The organism is Bacillus sp. V3-13, from assembly GCF_002860165.1.
In the GTDB taxonomy this organism is placed as follows: Bacteria; Bacillota; Bacilli; order Bacillales; family Cytobacillaceae; genus Bacillus_BJ.
Genome location: NZ_PGUZ01000022.1, coordinates 89,535 through 108,859, shown reverse-complemented (window position 1 = coordinate 108,859; position 19,325 = coordinate 89,535). Strand labels below are relative to the sequence as shown.

Annotated in this window: 20 protein-coding genes; 16 read left to right on the top strand and 4 right to left on the bottom strand. The window is 45.2% G+C overall.

Going from position 1 to position 19,325, the window contains the following annotated elements:
* The first annotated feature begins 299 nt into the window (after positions 1–299).
* Together CU633_RS09125 and rarD are read left to right on the top strand one after the other, a co-directional pair.
* Complete coding sequence (locus CU633_RS09125; protein WP_101659640.1) at positions 300–1,910, top strand: amidohydrolase; 1,611 nt, start codon at positions 300–302, stop codon at positions 1,908–1,910.
* Between the two features lie 107 nt (positions 1,911–2,017).
* Positions 2,018–2,947, top strand: a complete 930-nt coding sequence (rarD, locus tag CU633_RS09120) for an EamA family transporter RarD (RefSeq protein ID WP_101659638.1) — start codon at positions 2,018–2,020, stop codon at positions 2,945–2,947.
* Positions 2,948–3,000: 53 nt separating this feature from the next.
* On the opposite strand, the gene CU633_RS09115 is transcribed toward rarD, so the two are convergent.
* Entirely contained in the window at positions 3,001–3,801 is an 801-nt protein-coding gene (locus tag CU633_RS09115; RefSeq protein WP_101659637.1) for an NAD kinase, read from the bottom strand.
* Between the two features lie 202 nt (positions 3,802–4,003).
* Between CU633_RS09115 and sppA the strand changes: the two genes are divergently transcribed.
* The 9 genes from sppA to CU633_RS09070 all read left to right on the top strand — a co-directional run bounded on the left by sppA (position 4,004) and on the right by CU633_RS09070 (position 11,719).
* Positions 4,004–5,014 (top strand): signal peptide peptidase SppA, encoded by a 1,011-nt coding sequence (sppA, locus tag CU633_RS09110; protein WP_101659635.1) that lies wholly within the window; start codon positions 4,004–4,006, stop codon positions 5,012–5,014.
* 12 nt (positions 5,015–5,026) lie between these two features.
* Positions 5,027–5,587: an RDD family protein gene (locus CU633_RS09105; protein ID WP_101659633.1), complete on the top strand. Its 561-nt coding sequence runs from the start codon at positions 5,027–5,029 to the stop codon at positions 5,585–5,587.
* 84 nt (positions 5,588–5,671) lie between these two features.
* Positions 5,672–6,361: a DUF2953 domain-containing protein gene (locus CU633_RS09100; protein WP_101659630.1), complete on the top strand. Its 690-nt coding sequence runs from the start codon at positions 5,672–5,674 to the stop codon at positions 6,359–6,361.
* 17 nt (positions 6,362–6,378) lie between these two features.
* Entirely contained in the window at positions 6,379–6,957 is a 579-nt protein-coding gene (ytfJ, locus tag CU633_RS09095; protein WP_101659628.1) for a GerW family sporulation protein, read from the top strand.
* Between the two features lie 233 nt (positions 6,958–7,190).
* Positions 7,191–7,691, top strand: a complete 501-nt coding sequence (gene tpx / locus CU633_RS09090; protein WP_101659626.1) for a thiol peroxidase — start codon at positions 7,191–7,193, stop codon at positions 7,689–7,691.
* 121 nt (positions 7,692–7,812) lie between these two features.
* Complete coding sequence (locus CU633_RS09085) at positions 7,813–8,796, top strand: class I SAM-dependent methyltransferase (protein WP_101659624.1); 984 nt, start codon at positions 7,813–7,815, stop codon at positions 8,794–8,796.
* A 234-nt stretch (positions 8,797–9,030) separates the two neighbouring features.
* Positions 9,031–10,227: an acetate kinase gene (locus CU633_RS09080; RefSeq protein ID WP_101659621.1), complete on the top strand. Its 1,197-nt coding sequence runs from the start codon at positions 9,031–9,033 to the stop codon at positions 10,225–10,227.
* Positions 10,228–10,368: 141 nt separating this feature from the next.
* Positions 10,369–11,217, top strand: a complete 849-nt coding sequence (locus CU633_RS09075) for an EcsC family protein (RefSeq protein ID WP_101659619.1) — start codon at positions 10,369–10,371, stop codon at positions 11,215–11,217.
* Positions 11,204–11,719, top strand: a complete 516-nt coding sequence (locus CU633_RS09070) for a MogA/MoaB family molybdenum cofactor biosynthesis protein (RefSeq protein ID WP_101659607.1) — start codon at positions 11,204–11,206, stop codon at positions 11,717–11,719. Before CU633_RS09075 ends, CU633_RS09070 begins: the two co-directional genes overlap by 14 nt.
* A 212-nt stretch (positions 11,720–11,931) precedes the next feature.
* On the opposite strand, the gene CU633_RS09065 is transcribed toward CU633_RS09070, so the two are convergent.
* Positions 11,932–12,246: a hypothetical protein gene (locus tag CU633_RS09065; protein ID WP_101659605.1), complete on the bottom strand. Its 315-nt coding sequence runs from the start codon at positions 12,244–12,246 to the stop codon at positions 11,932–11,934.
* A 200-nt stretch (positions 12,247–12,446) separates the two neighbouring features.
* Here CU633_RS09065 and CU633_RS09060 point away from each other — a divergent pair, with 200 nt between their 5' ends.
* Complete coding sequence (locus CU633_RS09060; protein WP_101659602.1) at positions 12,447–13,652, top strand: argininosuccinate synthase; 1,206 nt, start codon at positions 12,447–12,449, stop codon at positions 13,650–13,652.
* Positions 13,649–15,043, top strand: a complete 1,395-nt coding sequence (argH, locus tag CU633_RS09055; protein WP_101659600.1) for an argininosuccinate lyase — start codon at positions 13,649–13,651, stop codon at positions 15,041–15,043. Before CU633_RS09060 ends, argH begins: the two co-directional genes overlap by 4 nt.
* 64 nt (positions 15,044–15,107) lie before the next feature.
* Here the strand turns inward: argH and CU633_RS09050 are convergent, their stop codons facing one another.
* A complete protein-coding gene (locus CU633_RS09050; RefSeq protein WP_101659598.1) occupies positions 15,108–15,560 on the bottom strand; it encodes a universal stress protein in 453 nt (150 codons plus the stop codon).
* Positions 15,561–15,825: 265 nt separating this feature from the next.
* On the opposite strand from CU633_RS09050, the gene ald reads away from it, so the two are divergent.
* Positions 15,826–16,947: an alanine dehydrogenase gene (gene ald, locus CU633_RS09045; RefSeq protein WP_101659596.1), complete on the top strand. Its 1,122-nt coding sequence runs from the start codon at positions 15,826–15,828 to the stop codon at positions 16,945–16,947.
* Positions 16,948–17,033: 86 nt separating this feature from the next.
* On the opposite strand, the gene CU633_RS09040 is transcribed toward ald, so the two are convergent.
* A complete protein-coding gene (locus CU633_RS09040) occupies positions 17,034–18,131 on the bottom strand; it encodes a M24 family metallopeptidase (protein WP_101659594.1) in 1,098 nt (365 codons plus the stop codon).
* Between the two features lie 165 nt (positions 18,132–18,296).
* On the opposite strand from CU633_RS09040, the gene CU633_RS09035 reads away from it, so the two are divergent.
* Both CU633_RS09035 and CU633_RS09030 read left to right on the top strand, forming a co-directional pair.
* A complete protein-coding gene (locus CU633_RS09035; RefSeq protein ID WP_101659593.1) occupies positions 18,297–18,977 on the top strand; it encodes a metal-dependent hydrolase in 681 nt (226 codons plus the stop codon).
* 81 nt (positions 18,978–19,058) lie between these two features.
* Positions 19,059–19,307 (top strand): hypothetical protein, encoded by a 249-nt coding sequence (locus tag CU633_RS09030; protein ID WP_101659591.1) that lies wholly within the window; start codon positions 19,059–19,061, stop codon positions 19,305–19,307.
* Positions 19,308–19,325 lie beyond the last annotated feature (18 nt).

Genomic DNA, 19,325 nt, shown 5'->3' with positions numbered 1-19,325 from the left:
GAGCTGGGGAAACGTCCTTCATCCAGGTGATGAAGGACAAAAAGAGGTAAGTGAGCTGGGGAAGAGTCCTTCATCCAGGTGATGAAGGACAAATTGTGTAAGTTAGCCGGGGAAACGTCCTTCATCAAGATAATGACAAAATGAGGTAAGTCCTATTCCAGATTGAAGGTCCATGCCAGTGACCGGCATCTTCAATTTGCATGATTATTTTTTCGTGATATTTGGTATACTTTTTTATTCAAAAAATGCAGGCGTATTCCGTCTGCATTTTCAAATGGAACAGCAAGGGGAAATGAATGATGGGAACGCTTTGGCATGGTGGACTGATTTATACGATGGAGACGGAAGGCGAGCAGGTTGAAGCGGTTTATACGGAAAATGGCACGATTATCGCAACGGGAACCGTGGCGGGCCTGCTGGAAAAATATCAATACGACATTTCTGAGATCAATCATTTACATGGAAAAACCATGTTGCCAGGCTTTGTTGACAGCCATATGCATCTGATCGGCCATGGCGAGACGCTGATCAGACTTGATCTTTCCAGGCAAACCTCGAAGCAAGCTGTATTTAAAGCTGTCAAGGATTATGCGGATCGAACCGCAGCGGGCAAATGGATCATCGGGGAAGGCTGGAATGAAAATCTGTGGGAAAATCCTGAGGTTATTTCCAGAGAGGAGCTGGATGCTCTTGTTCCGAATCATCCCGTTTTACTCAAGCGTGTCTGCCGCCATGCTTTAGTCGCTAATTCGTTGGCTTTAAAGGAGGCGAACATAACCGAGGCAACAATCTGTCCTCCCGGCGGGGTAATTGAGAAGAATGATTCGGGGACATTGACCGGACTTCTGAAGGACCAGGCCCAGGATCTAATTTTATCTGCTCTGCCAGATGTTGATGAGGAATATTTGCAAACAGCGTTGCGGGCAGCGATCAAAAACGCCTGGCGTCTTGGCCTGACCGGGGCCCATACGGAGGATTTAAATTATTATGGCGGTTTTCAAAAGACATATGAAACATTTAAACATGTCATTGAAGATGAAGGACTGAGGTTCCGTGCCCATCTTCTCGTCCACCATGAAGTCGCCGCCGATCTCTATAAAGCGGGTGGCGCTTTTCTCGGCGGAAATCAATGGATTGAGTTTGGCGCAATTAAAATATTTGCGGACGGAGCGCTGGGTGGAAGAACAGCTTTGCTCAGCCACCCGTATGCCGATGACCCCGAAACGAGCGGCGTCGCCATTTTTACGGAACAACAGCTCCTCGATATTGTCAAAAATGCCAGGGAACACGAGATGCCTGTCGCGATTCATACGATCGGCGATTTGGCCTTCGAGTATGCTTTAAATGCACTGGAGAAAAGCCCTTTGCAAAGCCGGGGAAGGGACCGGCTGATCCATGCCCAGATTTTACGGAACGATTTAATCGGGCGCGCTAAAAAGCTCCCGTTAATTCTCGATATCCAGCCAAGGTTTACAGCATCCGATTTTCCCTGGGTAGTCGAGCGAATTGGTGAGGAACACATGCAATATTGCTATGCATGGAAAACTCTGCTCGACGCAGGCATTCCTTGCGCGGGAGGGTCGGATGCGCCGATTGAACCGGCTGATCCGCTGCTTGGCATCCATGCCGCCGTAACGAGGACGAACGTCGATGATCCCGCAAAGATCGAATATAAGACGGAAGAAGCGTTATCGGTTTATGAAGCTGTCAGTTTGTTCACGAAAGGAAGTGCTTATGCGATTTGCCATGAGCATGACCGCGGTCTTATTAAGGAAGGGTACACCGCCGATTTCACTGTTCTTTCCGAAAATATATTTCAAATTGATCCGCATCAGATTGCCGGCATAAAGGTCATGATGACGGTTATTGATGGGAAAATCGTTTATAACGTGGAAAAGCCGGAGGCATAATCTCCGGCTTTTCTCATTTTTATCCAAGCAATTTTAGCCCACTTTCAGCTGTTTTCCTGTATAATAAAAAATATTTCGAAACTAGAAAGAATAGAGGAACGAAAGAAATGAATCATGATGAACAACGATTAGGAGTCATTTACGCGGGCTTCTCTTATATTTTATGGGGATTGCTTCCGATCTATTGGAAGTTTTTGCACCATGTGAGCGCCTATGAAATTCTGGCTAGCCGGATTGTCTGGTCGTTTATTTTTATGCTTGCAGTCCTGTTTGTCTTAAGAAAGCAGAAAGCCTTCTTGCAGCAGCTGACAGAGTTGAAGAACATTCGAAAAGCGGCAGCGCTTGCTTGTGCCTCGTTGTTAATCAGCATCAACTGGCTTATTTATATTTGGGCCGTTAATACCGATCAAATGATCCAGGCCAGCCTTGGCTACTACATTAATCCGCTTGTCAGCGTTTTGCTCGGCATGCTCGTTTTGAAAGAAAAGCTTTCTCCGGCGCAATATTTATCCGTGCTGTTTGCAGCGATTGGCGTACTCGTTTTGACGGTTTCGTATGGAAGCTTCCCGTGGATTGCTTTGACGCTTGCCGTTTCATTTGGATTATACGGACTGGCGAAAAAGCTGATTAAAGTCGATTCGGAAATTGGCCTGGCGCTTGAAACTTTGATGGTCACTCCGATCGCCGCGATTTATATCGGCGTACTTTTCTTTAATGGTAACAACGCTTTTGCCGCTGTTTCCGTCTCAACGGACCTGCTGCTGATTGGTGCAGGTGTTGCTACTGCCTTGCCGTTGTTGTTTTTTGCAAAAGGAGCCCAGCGAATTCCGTTATCAATGCTTGGATTCCTGCAATATATCGCGCCAACCTTGACACTCCTTCTCGGCGTCTTTGTATACGGTGAACACTTTACAAGAAGCCACCTGCTCGCCTTTACATTTATTTGGGCAGCGTTAACGATTTATTCAATCGCGCGCACAAAAGCGGTCACAGCGCTTGAGTTGAAATGGAAAAAAAGCAAAGGCCTTGAAATGTGAGAAAGAGAGTCCGTTTCGGGGCTCTCTTTCGTTACATTATTTAGTCCAGCTTTCTATAGAAAAGTCCGTTTCACTTTTTCCCAGAAGGAATTGTCCTTCAATTTAACGGTTTTGATGACTTTGCCGCTTAACTTAATATCAATTTTTTCGACATGCTGGATGCTCAATGCTTCATTGTCCATCCCCATTGTCGGGTAGTCATTGCCGACCTGGGCCACTTTCAGGGTAAGCTGTCTGTCTCCGCTCAATATAAAAGAAGATCCGAGCGTCCGGTAGCGGTTGTTGTTTAATGATGCAAGCTCGCTTACCTGGAAGCACGGCAGCATCGGATCGACAATTGAGCCATTAACCGATTTTGTATAGGCTGTACTTCCGGTTGGCGTTGCGACAATCATGCCGTCACCGCGGAAGGTTTCAAAATGGATCTGGTCGATGAAGACATCAAGAACAAAGGTTTTAATGATCGCCGAGCGGATGCTGAACTCATTCAGGCAGCTGAAGGTCGATTCGTCATCGACTGTGACATCAATGGTCGGATAGCGGCGAACCTCGATCTGTTCATTGGTCATTGCTTCAATCATTTTCGCGGTGTCATCAATATTAAAGTCGCAGTAGAGGCTTAAGCTGCCCGTTGTCGAAATGCCTGCATACAAGCTATCCTCTTTAAAGCCTGTTTTTCTGACCGCCTGCAGAAATGTACCATCACCGCCGATGCTGACGATAATATTCGCGGTGTTGAAATCTTTAACAACATTAAACCCGTATTCTTTGGCGAGCTCGTACAGGGGTGCTACTTTTTCCAGAGTTTCAATATCCCGCTTATGGTAAAAATATAAGTTGCGGCGATTAGGCATTTTTCATTCCTCCAAGCATAAAGTAGGATTTTTAGGTGATTCATTTTCTGAAAAAAATGAATTTGCAATACGTTCATATTTTTAAACCAAAGATGTTGCTATTTTGCTAAAATATTAGATGTTGACATTAGTTTACCATGTTTTTGAAACATTTTGAAAGTAAGTCCGTATTAAAATGGAGTCACAAAAAGGGGGAGACAGCATGAACGGTAAACGCTGGGCAGCACTTGGAATTGCTGCCGGATTATTTTTTGTTTCAGTGATTGTTAATTTTGCAACAGCTTTTGCATTGAATGATTGGGAAACAACATTTGCGGAGGTATTTGAAACTTCCGATGATTTATTCCTGGAAGAGGTTGTTGAGGAAGGCGACGAGTTTAATAAAATTGCTGTCCTCAACGTGGATGGAGTGATTCAGGATACAGGCGAGGCATCTTCACTGCTTGCAACCCCTGGATATAACCACCGTGCCTTTATGGAAAAACTGGAGCAAGTAAAGGATGATGATACCGTAAGCGCCATGATTATTCGTGTCAACTCGCCCGGCGGCGGAGTGGTCGAAAGTGCCGAAATCCATGATAAGCTTGTCGAGATTCAGAAAGAAACGAAAAAACCGGTATATGTATCAATGGGAACGATGGCGGCTTCAGGAGGTTACTACATCTCAGCTCCTGCAGATAAAATTTATGCAAGTCCGGAGACAATGACCGGTTCTTTAGGGGTTATTATGCAAGGCATAAACTATAGCGGACTGGCTGAAAAATATGGCGTCGATTTTGAAACAATCAAAAGCGGCCCATTTAAAGATATTATGAGCCCAACGAGAGAGATGACGGAAGAAGAACGCGCGATCCTCCAGGCGATGATTGATAATTCTTATAAAGGTTTTGTGGACGTTATCGCTGAAGGCCGCGGACTGTCCGAGGAGCAGGTAAGGCAAATTGCCGACGGACGCATTTATGACGGACGCCAGGCGAAGGAATTGAACTTGATTGATGATTTCGGTTATTTAGAGGATGTCATTAAAGCATTGAAAAAAGATCATGACTTAGGCGATGCGATGGTTGTCCAATACACCGAAAATCTCGGCTTTGGCTCGTTATTCAGTATGGGGGCGCACAAAATTATGGGAGAAGAGCTGGAAATGGCGGGAATTATGAAGCTGTTATCCCAGCCATATGCTCCGCGTCTAATGTACTTATATGCTGAATAAGGAGGGAAACCAATGAGTGTTAACGATTCTTCAGAAAAAAATCCCGGTCAACAGGAATCCGTAACCCGGGAAAACTTGGCGGCTGGCGAAACTTTTCCAGCTGAAAATGCTGATCGAGTTTCTGATCCGGGCTATGAGGTCAGCGCTCCTCCGGCGCCTCAACTGCCTTTTGCCGGTTTCTGGATGCGCTTTTGGGCATATCTTTTAGATTTAATCGTCGTTGGAAGCATTGATCGCTTAATCATGAATCCGATTTTCAGGGTGCTTGATATTCCCCTTCACGACGCGGGAATTTTCGCGCCAATCACCATTGCAACAGCGATTACTTTCTATGCCTATTTTGTGCTGATGACGAAGTTCTTCGGGCAAACGCTCGGGAAGATGGTGTTTGGGCTAAAGGTCGTTGATTTGGATGGAAGCAGTTTATCATGGGGAACCGTTCTGTTTAGAGAATGGATTGGCCGCTTCATTTCATCAACCATCGTAGTCGGCTATGTGATTGTCGCCTTTTTACCGAAAAAACAGGGGCTGCACGATCTTTTTGCAGACACAACGGTAATTCACGAAAGATAGAAACGTAAACCTGCCATAACGAATGGCAGGTTTATTTTTTTAATTTCAGCCGATAATAATAGGCTGAAAGGTTGTGATTTCATCGTGAATTGGGTCCTGATTGGATTGATCATCCTGATTGCTGTCATTATCCTTATGGTCATCATTGTCATGAGCAAATTAACCGTTTTTATACACTTCAATCATTACAACGGTAACAACCATTTACAGTGCGAGTTTAAAGCATGGTTTGGCCTGATAAAATATAAAGTTGATGTCCCGGCCAATAAAGATTCCGGATCAGCTGTTTTAAGCGATGAAATTGAGCATGATGAAACAACACCGAAACAAGAATACGGCAAGGATTCTGCGGGTCGTTTGGAAACTGGTTTAACGGACGTCAAAAAGCTGGTTGACCATTTTGGAAGTTTACATCGTATTCTTAAAAATTTTTTGAAGCAAATCGCTATTAAACAATTGGAATGGCATTCGGTTGCCGGGCTTGGTGATGCTGCATCGACCGCGGTACTGACGGGCGAGTTCTGGGCGCTTAAAGGCAGTATTATCGGGATACTCAGCAATTATATGAAGCTTAAAATGATGCCGGTGTTGTCGATAACGCCCGCGTTTCAGCAGGTCGTTTTTGAAACATCCTTTAAATGTATGCTTCAATTTAGAATCGGGCATGCTATGGTTGCCGGAATGAAAATGATTAAATTTGGGAAGGGCGCAGGCCTCAGGTTTAGGAAAAAACCTTTTTCCGCTCTTTCTGAAAATAAGGCTAAATCCATTTAGATGGGGAGGAAGCAGAAGTGTCCGAGCATCCGATTCAAGGGTTAATGACAACTGCCATGGAAAGTTTAAAAGAAATGATTGATGTCAATACGATTATTGGGGATCCCGTAGAAACCCCGGACGGGAGCGTCATTTTAACGGTTTCAAAGGTTGGTTTTGGCTTCGCCGCAGGCGGCAGTGAATTTAAGCTGGATGGCTCAAGTTCCTCTCAAGACCAGGGGCAAGGTCAGAGCAGCCAGAGCCAGGGACAATCCAAGCATCCGTTCGGCGGCGGAAGCGGGGGCGGTGTTTCGATTACACCTATTGCTTTTTTAATCGTCAGCTCCAGTGGAGTAAAAATGCTGCATCTGGATGAAAGCACTCATATCTATGAAAAAATATTGGAGCTCGCTCCACAGGCTGTCGATAAAATCCAGCAAATGTTTGCGAATAAAAATGAATCACGCAGGGGGCAACAGGGTAACAATAATCAAAACCAATCGAACAACAACAATAATCAAAACCAATCGAACAACAACAATAATAATCAAAACCAATCGAACAACAACAATAATAATCAAAACCAGAATCAAGATTGTCAGCAAGGCGGAAGTTAACTCTTACAATTGGGGTTAGCTTTTTTCTTATGATAAGAGAAATATGTCTACTTGTTTTTTCTAAAAAGAAAGCTTAATTCTTTGCAAAAAATGCTCTTAAAAGCTATCATTTACACTGTACATAATGAGAAAATAAGCGTGCTTGCATGCCGGAATTCATTGCCGGCGAGGAGCGGCTTATAACTTCAAGACGAGGCGTTTTGCAAGATTAAATGTTGAGGAGGATGGTTTAAGTGGCATCAATAACTTTTAAGGGAAATCCGGTTACTTTATTGGGAAATGAAGTGAAAGTCGGTGACAAAGCACCAAATTTTGTCGTGCTGGCCAATGATTTATCAGAGGTGACTCTTGATGATTCAAAAGGTACTGTCCGGCTGATCAGCGTTGTGCCGTCAATCGATACAGGGGTATGTGACGCGCAAACAAGACGTTTTAACGAAGAGGCAGCAAAACTTGATAATGTTAAGGTTTTAACGGTGAGTGTCGATCTTCCGTTCGCGCAAAAACGCTGGTGCGGAGCAAATGGAATTGAGAATGTCCAAACGCTTTCCGACCACCGCGACCTTTCATTTGGCGAAGCATATGGAGTTGCGATTAAAGAACTTCGCTTGCTTGCCCGCGCGGTATTCGTCGTTGATTCAAACGATACCGTAACATACGCAGAGTATGTCAGCGAAGCAACCAATCATCCAAACTACGAAGCAGCTGTTGAAGCCGCGAAACAAGCAAAATAATGAAGAGTGGCCCCCGCTGATGGATAGCGGGGGTGTTTTATTTTCAAACAGGCCTGCCTGCTTGTGAATCAACACTTTGATCGTTACAATAGTGGAAGAAAGACCTCGGGAGGTATGTGAAGTGGAGGTTTCTCCAGTAGAAGAATTATTTGCAGTGTTTGATGGAACAGCTGCGATCCTGCAGGAAGAGCTGCAGTGTACATATTTGGAAGCCCTGGCTGAAACAGGGGAAAATATCTTTCAAAAGACGATTATTCAGGAAGAGTTGAGTGAGGTAACCGCTAAAAGGCTTGAGAAAAACTATAATTCGGTTGCGGCAAAAAGTTTTTCAAACGAAGAATACCGTAAAGCGTTTCAGCTCGCGATTTTAAAAGGAATGAAAGAGTATGTCCAGCCAAACCACCAGATGACTCCCGATACAGTTGGGATGCTTGTTGGCTATCTGGTCAATAAGTTTGTAGAGAAGAATGCTTTTCGGCTGCTCGATCCTGCAGTCGGCACGGGCAATCTATTAACGACGGTCATCAATTACCAGGATAATAAAAAGGTTGAGGCCGTCGGGGTCGACATCGACGATTTGCTGGTAAAGCTGGCTTATGTCAATGCCAATTTGCAATCACATCCAATTCAGTTATTTAATCAGGATAGCCTGGAGCCGCTCTTTGTTGATCCTGTTGACGCTGTCGTTTGCGATTTGCCTGTCGGCTTTTATCCAAATGATGTCCGGGCCGCCGAGTTTGAGATTCGGGCTGAATCCGGGCATACATATGCCCACCATTTGTTTATCGAACAGAGCACCCGTTATTTAAAACCGGGCGGCTATCTGTTTTTGATCATCCCGAATGGCCTGTTTGAAAGTGAACAAGCCGGAAATTTGCATGCTTTTGTAAAAGAGAATTTGATTATACAAAACTTTATCCAGCTTCCTTTAAACCTTTTTAAAAACGAGGCGGGTGCAAAAAGTATTTTAATCCTGCAAAAGAAAGGCGAAAATATCAAACCTCCCAAAGAAGCTTTGCTTGTTAACTTGCCTGATTTATCAAACGGAGCTGCAGTAGACCGCATCCTCCAAAAAATAAATCGCTGGTTTGCCGAAAACAAATAAGAGGAAAAGTAAAACCGCATGCAGAAATTGCAGCGGTTTTTTTCGATAAAATATCAGAATATATTTAATTTGTGTTGAAAACGGTAACAATCACACGTGCGTCTTGAAAAGTGTCATAGACAGTGCTTAAATGGGGAATTGAGAGATATATTCGGTGTCGGTTGTACAAAATAACGTTGTACCAGCAAAGAATATTATTGATGATCGTGTTATACAAAAGGAGCGGTAGCAATCATGTCAAAGGTTATTGCAATAAACGCAGGCAGTTCTTCTCTAAAATTTCAATTGTTTGAAATGCCTGGTGAAGAAGTGATTACAAAGGGTCTGATTGAACGGATCGGCCTGAATGATGGAATTTTTAATATAACGGTAAACGGAGAAAAAATTCAGGAAGTTACCGATATACCAAACCATGAAGTAGCTGTAAAATTGCTGCTTGATAAGCTGACCAACCTCGGGGTCATTTCTTCATTATCAGAAATTGATGGTGTCGGGCACCGCGTTGTGCACGGTGGTGAAGCCTTCAATGACTCTGTTTTGCTTACCGGGGAAGTGATCCGGCAAATTGAAGCATTGTCAGACCTTGCCCCGCTTCATAACCCGGCGAATGTAACGGGAATCCGGGCATTCCAGCGCGTTCTTCCAAACGTGCCTGCCGTGGCGGTGTTTGATACGGCTTTCCATCAAACAATGCCGGAGAGCTCTTTCCTTTACAGTCTTCCTTATGAATATTATGAAAAATACGGAATTCGTAAATACGGCTTCCATGGCACTTCGCATAAATATGTATCGCAGAGGGCTGCTGAAATGCTTGGTCGTCCGATCGAACAATTGCGCCTCATTTCCTGCCACTTGGGGAACGGTGCCAGCATCGCGGCAATTGAGGGCGGAAAATCAATTGATACTTCAATGGGATTTACGCCATTGGCTGGTGTGACAATGGGAACCCGTTCTGGCAACATTGATCCGGCACTGATTCCGTTCATTATGGAGAAAACAGGAATGACCGCCGAAGAAGTTCTTGATGTTTTAAATAAGAAGAGCGGACTGCTCGCCGTATCCGGTTTTTCGAGCGATCTTCGCGATATTGAAGCGCAGGCGGGTGAAGGCAATGAACGGGCTGAACTTGCTCTTGAAGTGTTTGGAAACCGAATCCACAAATATATCGGATCTTACGCAGCCCGCATGTACGGAGTAGACGCGATTATTTTCACGGCTGGAATTGGTGAAAACAGCGATACCATTCGTGAAAGAGTGTTAAGAGGCCTGGAATTTATGGGTGTTTATTGGGACCCGGCTTTAAACAAAGTCCGCGGTGAAGAAGCGTTTATTAACTACCCGCACTCACCTGTTAAAGTTATGGTCATCCCGACCAATGAAGAAGTAATGATTGCCAGGGACGTTGTCGAAAAAGGGGAAATTCGCGGATAATAAAAAGCAGCTTTATTCTCGGCCACGGGATAAAGCTGCTTTTTTTGTTTGAAAAACCCCAGTACGCGTCAAAAAGGAAACGGGATGTTTTTCTATGCTATAATGATTAAAAAATAGCCGGCAAGACTGGAGGTAATACGGTTGGCTTTATCAGATCGGGAAAAAAAGGCGCTTGACGGAATAAGGGATTGGGAAACCAGATTGGCCAGTTATGAGCCGAATGATTTCGAATTGACGTATGAAAAATATTTGGAGCGATCATTTTCGCTGCTTCCGGAACAGATCCAGAAGCAAATATTTTCTGCACTTGATAACTGGCTTTTCCACCTTCATGCTGTTATTCAAAGTGCGCAAATCCAGCATGATGCAAAAGAACGGATTCTTACTGCCGGAAGGGTGTTTAATCCGGACATTGAGGCAGTGAAGGATCTCCGCTCGCTTGATATCGACCAGCTTAAATACATAGCCCATCAACAAATTTCAAGGCACCGCTTGTACTCGTTTGCGCAGGGTGGCTTATCCGGCACAGGCGGTGCATTGCTGCTTGGATCGGACATTCCCGCAATGGCTGTGATAAATCTCAGGGTTGTCCAGCTGATTGCGATGACTTACGGTTTTGAAGTGAACACTCCTTTTGAAATGATGACTTCATTAAAAGTTTTCCACGGTGCAACATTGCCGCCGCGCATGCAGGGACAGGCCTGGACCGAATTAATGAACGAGCTTGAAGGCAGCGAAGGGTTTTACTTTTATGACGGAAAAGAAGATTTGACTGATTTGACGTGGCTTGAGCATCCGCTAAAGCAGGTCTTTAAAGGAATTGCGATTTTGTTGCTAAAAAAGCGTTCTGTTCAGGGAATGCCGCTGATCAGCATGGCGATTGGGGCCGGAGTAAACTATCAGCTGACGAGAAAGGTGACAGAGTTCGCCCACCAGTATTATCAAATGCGTTATTTTTTGGAAAAGGAGCGGGCCGATGAGCACAGCTGAACATAAGAAGGAAGCGCCGAAGCAGGTTCGCTGCATGGTGATAACCGTCAGCGATACAAGAGATGAACAAACGGATAAAAGCGGCCGGTTAATCATCGATTTGCTTGAGGAGTCCGGTCATTCAATAGTGGATTACGCCATTGTAAAAGATGAAGCGGAGCCGATTCGTGCGGAAGTTTTAAAAGGCGCCGGGAATACCGCCGTTGATGTCGTCATTACAAATGGCGGTACTGGCATCGCGAAGCGGGACGTCACGATTGAAACGGTTCGCGCGCTGTTTGATAAAGAAATAACGGGATTTGGCGAGCTGTTTCGAATGCTCAGCTACCAGGAGGATATCGGATCAGCCGCGATTCTTTCAAGAGCGATTGCCGGAGTGATCGGGGATACGGCGGTTTTTTCAACGCCCGGATCCCCGGGCGCCGTAAAGCTCGCGATGAACAAGCTGATTTTGCCTGAACTCGGGCACGTCGTCAGAGAGCTTAGGAAGGATTTAAAATAGCTTGAATGGATAAAAGGCCTCTTCAGAGTGAAGAGGTCTTTTTAGAGCTATAGGAAAGTATAAACGTTTCTAAATATAGTTGGGCGTTTCGATGTCCAGCTCCAGCGCCTAGCCCCTCGAGTCGCTTCGGTCCTGCCAATGAAGTCAAAAAGCGACTTCACTGTCAGGCCCTCCAGCGCTTGTCGGGTCTGACCAAGGCGCTTGCGCTTTTCTTATTGATGAACCTTGCCTGAGATATCCTGGTTGGTGCGGTACCAGAGCCATAAATCATTAATGATCGACGCGAGGTCGGCAATCTCATTGTTGAGCTGGCAGGAGCGCTTAAAGTCGCTTTCATCGGAAAGTGCTGCTTGTTTTATATTGATGATGCCCTCCAAATCGGAGATTCGATCAGGGATTTTTCCCCTGACTTTTTCCCATATCAGCAAAATTGATTGTTGCTCTTCTTCACTGTACGTGTTCCAGCTTTTATGAGCATCGGGTATGGGGATGCCCAGCCTTTGATTAAATGAAAAGAAATCATCCATTTTAAAGCCTCCATGAAGTGTTATTGCTATCATTCTACAACAATCCCCTGCTGTCTTCCATATCAATTAAAATCATTTTTATACAAATTGATGAATAAGTATTGAAAAGTAACCGAAAACTTGGTAAAGTGAAAAACAGATGATTGAATAAAAATATATTTAAATGAATATTTATTCGTTGATTTAGAGGAGGAACTTCTATGACAAATCAAAAAGTAGTACTTGCATATTCAGGTGGCCTGGATACATCTGTCGCAATAAAGTGGCTGGGGGACCAGGGATATTCGGTAGTTGCCTGCTGCCTTGATGTCGGTGAAGGCAAGGATTTGGAATTTATCCAGCAAAAAGCGCTTCAGGTTGGTGCGGTTCAGTCATACGTGATTGATGCAAAAGAAGAATTTGCAAAGGAATATGCTCTGATCGCCTTGCAGGCTCATGCCTTATATGAAGGAAAATATCCGCTCGTCTCAGCTTTATCGCGTCCTTTGATTGCCGCGAAGCTCGTGGAAATTGCCGAGCAGGAAGGTGCGGTCGCAGTTGCCCATGGCTGCACAGGAAAAGGAAATGACCAGGTCAGGTTTGAAGTTGCGATTCAGGCGTTGAACCCGGAGTTGAAAGTATTGGCTCCAGTCCGCGAGTGGAGCTGGTCGAGGGAAGAAGAAATTGAATATGCAAAAGAAAAAGGAATTCCGATTCCGATCGACTTGGACAGCCCATTCTCGATCGACCAGAACCTCTGGGGCAGAAGCAATGAATGCGGCATTTTGGAAGATCCGTGGGCGGCTCCGCCGGAGGAGGCTTACGAGCTGACAGCAAGTCTTGAAGATGCGCCCGATACAGCTGACGTAGTGGAAATCGGCTTTGATAAGGGAGTTCCTGTATCACTGAACGGAAAGCACTACTCATTATCCGAACTTATTTTACAATTAAATAAGCTGGCCGGAAAGCACGGGGTCGGCAGAATCGATCATGTTGAAAATCGTCTGGTCGGCATCAAATCGAGGGAAGTGTATGAATGTCCCGCTGCGATTACATTAATTAAAGCGCATAAAGAGCTGGAAGACTTGACACTTGTGAAGGAAGTTGCCCATTTCAAACCGGTGATTGAGAAAAAAATGACTGAGCTCGTGTATGAGGGTCTCTGGTTCTCTCCTTTAAAAGGTGCCCTTGAAGCGTTTTTGAAAGAAACCCAGGAGCATGTTACCGGGACTGTCCGTGTCAAGCTTTTCAAAGGACATGCGATTGTTGAAGGCAGAAAATCTCCTTATTCGCTCTACGATGAGAAGCTGGCTACCTATACGGCGGAGGACGAGTTTGACCATACAGCGGCCGTAGGGTTTATCAAGCTATGGGGCTTGCCAACAAAAGTACAAAGCATTGTGCAAAACAAGAAGGTGACTGTGTGAAAAAACTGTGGGGCGGAAGATTTACAAAAAGTGCCGAGGAGTGGGTCGATGAGTTTGGCGCATCGATCTCTTTCGACCATCAGCTCGTAAACGAAGATATAGACGGAAGCATTGCGCATGCAGAGATGCTTTCGAAATGCGGAATTTTAACCGAACAGGAAGGCGGGCTCATTAAAAAGGGGCTGCTAAACTTAAAGGAAAAGGCCGGCAAAAACGAGCTTCCTTTCTCAGTGAAATTGGAGGATATTCATTTAAATCTCGAAAGCCTGCTCACGGAGGAAATTGGCGCCGTCGGAGGCAAACTTCATACGGCCAGAAGCCGCAATGACCAGGTTGCCACCGATATGCACTTATTTTTGCGCACGCAAACGGAAGTGGTCATTGAATTAATTATCGAAATGCAGAAGGAGCTCGTCGAAAAAGCCGAGGCGCATGTTGAAACAATTATGCCGGGCTACACACACCTGCAAAGGGCCCAGCCGATTTCTTTCGGGCACCATTTAATGGCGTATTTTTGGATGCTTGAACGGGATAAACAGCGCTATGAGGAAAGCTTAAAAAGGATTAATATATCGCCGCTCGGAGCCGGTGCACTGGCAGGCACGACTTTTCCGATCGACCGCTATTACAGTGCCGAGCTGCTCGGTTTCGACGCAATTTATGAAAACAGCCTTGATGCCGTCAGCGACCGCGATTTTATCGTTGAATTTTTATCAACAAGCTCCATTTTAATGATGCATTTGTCCCGATTAAGCGAAGAAATTATTTTTTGGGCGAGCCAGGAATTCAAGTTTATCGAATTGGACGACGCATTTGCCACAGGAAGCAGTATTATGCCGCAAAAGAAAAATCCTGACATGGCAGAGTTGGTACGCGGGAAAACTGGCCGGGTATATGGAAACCTAATCGGGCTGTTGACGGTCTTAAAAGGGCTGCCGCTCGCTTATAATAAGGATATGCAGGAAGACAAAGAAGGAATGTTTGACACGGTGACGACGGTTACCGGTTCATTAAAGATATTTGCCGGCATGATGAAGACGCTGAAGGTCAATACCGAAGTGATGGAAAAATCCGTAAAAAATGATTTTTCCAATGCAACCGAGCTTGCCGATTATTTGGCGGATAAAGGTCTGCCATTCCGGGAGGCACATGAGGTGGTTGGAAAATTGGTTCTTGCCTGTGTTGAAAAAGGCTGCTTCCTTGCCGATTTGCCGCTCGAAACGTTCAAAGAAGCAAACCAACTATTTGAAGAAGATATTTATAGCGCCCTTGATCCATACACGGCCGTCAAGCGTCGCAACAGCGCCGGCGGGACAGGATTTGAACAGGTGCAAAAAGCGATTGAAAAAGCAAAGCTGATTTTGGAAATAAAAGAGCACGCGTGCCGCTAGTGGCTGCGTGCTTTTGGTTTTATCTGCTGACATTAAGGTAAAAATGATAATATTACACTAGTATTTAATCCAGACCTTTTTCGGTTCGAACAACAAGGACATCACAAGCTGCATAGCGGGTAATATGCTCTGAAACACTGCCGATCAGGAAGCGTTCAACCGCATTTAACCCGGTTGCACCGCAAATAATTAAGTCGGCCTGATGCTTTTTGGCAACATCTTTCGGAATTTTAACCTTCGGTGAACCATAATCTATTTCGTATTTTACATCTGTGACTCCGGCATCCAAAGCCCGCTGCTGGTAATTTTTCAAAAGCTCTTCGGCAAAAAGCTGTGCCCTTTCCGCGATTGCCCGATCATACGCTTCTACAGTGGCGAAGGTTCTTGTATCAATGATATGAGCTAAAATGAGGGAAGCATTGTTTCTTTTGGCAATCTCAATCGATTTTTTAAAAGCCCATTCCGCTTCTTTGGAACCGTCAACGGCTACTAAAATATTTTTATACGCCAGTTTCATTGTCCTCTCCTCCTTTGCCTTAATTATACAATATTTTCGCTGTGAATATCTGTAGCAAAAAAACGAACAATATTGGGGACAAGCGGTTTTTTTGCTGAACAAGCGGGTTCCGACCTGTTCGCCGGGGTCAGTTCAAGATGCGGAATTTCCAAAAAGTCTGATCATTAGAGGGAAATTTTTCTTCCTCTTTCTTATAAAAAGGTGTTATATTAGTAACTGCTTAGATAATCTTTTCGGTCTGAAGATATTATGGGAGGTTTGAATAATGCGAATCGGAGTGCCAGCAGAACTCAAAAACAATGAAAACCGCGTGGCGATGACACCAGCAGGAACAGTTAATCTCATTAATTTTGGCCATGAAGTATATATTGAAAAAAATGCCGGTGCAGGCTCAGGTTTCACTGATGAGGATTACGTTGCTGCCGGAGCAAAGATTGTGAATACAGCCGAGGAAGCATGGTCGATGGATATGGTCATGAAGGTGAAAGAACCGCTGCCGAGTGAGTACCGTTATTTTCGTGAAGGATTAATTTTATTTACATATTTGCATTTGGCACCTGAACCGGAGCTGACAAAAGCGCTGATCGAAAATAAAGTAATCGGGCTCGCTTATGAAACCGTGCAGCTTCCAAATGGGGCGCTTCCTTTATTGACGCCGATGAGCGAGGTTGCCGGAAGAATGGCACCGCAGATTGGCGCGCAATTTTTAGAAAAAGTAAATGGCGGAATGGGGATTCTTCTTTCCGGCGTTCCCGGTGTGCAAAGAGGCAAGGTGACGATTATCGGAGGGGGCGTTGCCGGGACAAATGCTGCGAAAATGGCGATTGGCCTCGGGGCAAAGGTGACGATGATCGATTTGAATCCGGAGCGTCTGCGCCAATTGGACGATATTTTCGGAACAGATGTCACAACCCTCATGTCCAACCCTTACAATATTGCGGAAGCGGTCAAAGATTCGGATCTCGTGATCGGTGCGGTATTAATTCCAGGGGCAAAGGCGCCAAAGCTCGTTTCAGAGGAAATGATCCAATCGATGAAGCCTGGTGCAGTGGTTGTTGACATTGCGATTGACCAGGGCGGGATTTTTGAAACAACTGACAGAATTACAACTCATGACAATCCTACTTATGAAAAGCATGGTGTTGTTCACTACGCTGTCGCCAATATGCCGGGGGCGGTGCCGCGCACTTCGACCATTGCGCTGACGAATGTGACCGTACCGTATGCGATCCAAATCGCAAATAAAGGGTACAAACAAGCGTGCCTTGATAATGGGGCCTTGCTGAAAGGGATCAATACGCTCGCTGGCTATGTAACGTATCAGGCTGTGGCTGAAGCACATAACCTTGAATATTCAAATACAAAAACACTGCTTGAGCAACTTTAAAAAGTATATGCCGATGAAAAAAAGAAAAACCCGGACAAGCCCGGGTTTTTCTTTATTACAGCAGCAATCAATCGAATGCCGCCTGTTTATTTGACGATCTGCAGCTCCTTCGGGAACTTTGTCAAGATTTCGGCTCCATCTGCAGTGATCACGGCGTCATCCTCAATTCTGACTCCGGCAACACCAGGAACATAAATCCCCGGTTCAATCGTGAAGACCATTCCTTCTTCAAGAAGAAGCGGATTCGTTTCGGTTAAGGATGGGTATTCATGGACGCTTATTCCGAGGCCATGGCCAAGCCGGTGCGGGAAAAACTGTCCGTAACCAGCATCGGCAATCATCGATCGGGCTGCCAAATCAATCTGTGAAGCGGTCGCACCCGGTTTGCTGGCGGCAACTGCTGCCAACTGGGCGCGAAGCACGGTCTCATATATTTTCTGCTGTTTTTCGCTGATCTCTCCAAAGGCGACGGTTCTCGTGATATCGGAACAATAGCCGTCGACGACTACTCCAAGGTCAAAAAGGACGAAATCTCCTTTTTTCACTTTTGCCATTCCCGGAGTTCCATGCGGTGACGTTGCATTCGCACCTGTCAACACGGTCGTCGCGAATGACATCTTTGTCACGCCTTTTTTCTTAAGGGCATATTCGACGGCTGCAAGAATCTCAAGCTCGGTTTTGCCTTCTTTAATTTCCTGCACACCTGTTTCGATGGCGAAATCGGCCAGCTCGCATGCTTCGCGAATTTTGCCCAATTCTTTTTCATCCTTGATCATCCGCAGGACTCTCATTTTTTCTTCAGCTGAAATGAATTTCGCTTTAGGAAACATTTGTGACAAAATCTCAAAGCGTTCTACGTTCATATGCTCCTTTTCAATCGCCGCTTTGCGAACAGCCAGTTTCCGCGCGCCAATCGCGTTTTGAACCATTTCCCACGGGCGGTCAATATCGCTGTAGCCGATGATTTCGCCTTCCCAGCCAGAGCGCTTTGCCTCCTCCGTTTCCATTGCGGGACAAACGAGGAATGGTTCTTCGTCCTGAAAAACCGCGAGTGCCAGCACCCGTTCGTGAGGTTCGCAGTTAAACCCGCTCAAATAAAAAACATTTTCCGGGGACGTTAGTAAACTTGCGTGAACCTCGTTTTCTTTCATCCACTCTGCCAGTTTCTGCAATCGCCTGTTCATGGCCATACCCCTTTCTGTCTCTCATAGTTTTAGGTTAGCAAGACAGATGCAGAAAGTAAACTTTTAGATTTCTGCGCTTATGGGTAAAAAGAAAAACGAGGCAGGAATCAGTTTTGATTTTGTTGAAAGTAATATTATGAATTTTTTTGAAAGGGGCCAGGAAAAATGAAAGTATCCTATCATGGACATTCCGTTGTTAAAATTGAAACCAATCATAAAACGATCTTGATTGACCCATTCATAAACGGGAATGGCTTAACTGATTTGAAGGTGGACGATGTAAAGCCCGATGTTATTTTGTTAACTCACGGCCATGGTGACCATTTCGGCGATACGGTTGAATTGGCGAAGAAAAACAATTCGTTGGTCGTGGCAAACGCTGAAATTGCTACATACTTAAGCTGGCAAGGTATTGAAGCACATGGGATGCATATTGGCGGCGCATACGAGTTTGATTTTGGCAAAGTCAAATTGACCCAGGCTTTCCACGGGTCAAGCCTGGAGACGGACAACAAGGAAATCATCTATCTTGGCATGCCTGCCGGGATTTTGTTTATGGCGGAAGGCAAAACGATTTACCATGCCGGAGACACCGCTTTATTCTCAGATATGAAATTAATTGGCGAACGCCATCCGGCCGACGTTGCCTTCCTGCCGATCGGTGATAACTTTACGATGGGACCTGAGGATGCCGCCTATGCAGCAAAGCTGCTAAATCCGAAATTGGTTGTACCGATTCACTATAATACCTTCCCGCCGATCAAGCAGGACCCCGGGCGTTTTATCAGTATGCTTGAGGGCCAGGAAGGGAGGGTATTACAAGCAGGAGACTCGCTCGAACTTTAGGCAATAATAAAAAGCACAGAGTCTGAACTGTCCTTTTTTTATCTATGTAAGCATAAAAATGAAACAAGAGGAGGGACAAACGTGAAAAAGAACCGATACTTGTTTTGTTTATTGGCGGGCGGCTTGCTTCTCTATATCGCAGTTCCGCGCCTTTCTGTGTTTGCCGGGGGCCTGGAAGGGCGGTTTGCAGTAAGCTGGCTCGTGTTCGCGCTTTTTGTGATTGCCGGCAATTTAACCGCGCTTATGCATGCTCCAATAAAACAGCAGGGAAACCGGCATTTTTCCGGATCTAAAGGGGCGAAAAAGAAAATCCGCTCTTACGGGAGTTAAGACTGTTCGATGACATTT

What these genes read in the sequence shown, in the direction of transcription:
- CU633_RS09125 (WP_101659640.1), top strand. Translation starts at nt 300, where the DNA reads ATGGGAACGCTTTGGCATGGTGGACTGATTTATACGATGGAGACGGAA.
- rarD (WP_101659638.1), top strand. Translation starts at nt 2,018, where the DNA reads ATGAATCATGATGAACAACGATTAGGAGTCATTTACGCGGGCTTCTCT.
- CU633_RS09115 (WP_101659637.1), bottom strand. Translation starts at nt 3,801, where the DNA reads ATGCCTAATCGCCGCAACTTATATTTTTACCATAAGCGGGATATTGAA.
- sppA (WP_101659635.1), top strand. Translation starts at nt 4,004, where the DNA reads ATGAACGGTAAACGCTGGGCAGCACTTGGAATTGCTGCCGGATTATTT.
- CU633_RS09105 (WP_101659633.1), top strand. Translation starts at nt 5,027, where the DNA reads ATGAGTGTTAACGATTCTTCAGAAAAAAATCCCGGTCAACAGGAATCC.
- CU633_RS09080 (WP_101659621.1), top strand. Translation starts at nt 9,031, where the DNA reads ATGTCAAAGGTTATTGCAATAAACGCAGGCAGTTCTTCTCTAAAATTT.
- CU633_RS09070 (WP_101659607.1), top strand. Translation starts at nt 11,204, where the DNA reads ATGAGCACAGCTGAACATAAGAAGGAAGCGCCGAAGCAGGTTCGCTGC.
- CU633_RS09065 (WP_101659605.1), bottom strand. Translation starts at nt 12,246, where the DNA reads ATGGATGATTTCTTTTCATTTAATCAAAGGCTGGGCATCCCCATACCC.
- CU633_RS09060 (WP_101659602.1), top strand. Translation starts at nt 12,447, where the DNA reads ATGACAAATCAAAAAGTAGTACTTGCATATTCAGGTGGCCTGGATACA.
- CU633_RS09050 (WP_101659598.1), bottom strand. Translation starts at nt 15,560, where the DNA reads ATGAAACTGGCGTATAAAAATATTTTAGTAGCCGTTGACGGTTCCAAA.
- ald (WP_101659596.1), top strand. Translation starts at nt 15,826, where the DNA reads ATGCGAATCGGAGTGCCAGCAGAACTCAAAAACAATGAAAACCGCGTG.
- CU633_RS09040 (WP_101659594.1), bottom strand. Translation starts at nt 18,131, where the DNA reads ATGAACAGGCGATTGCAGAAACTGGCAGAGTGGATGAAAGAAAACGAG.
- CU633_RS09035 (WP_101659593.1), top strand. Translation starts at nt 18,297, where the DNA reads ATGAAAGTATCCTATCATGGACATTCCGTTGTTAAAATTGAAACCAAT.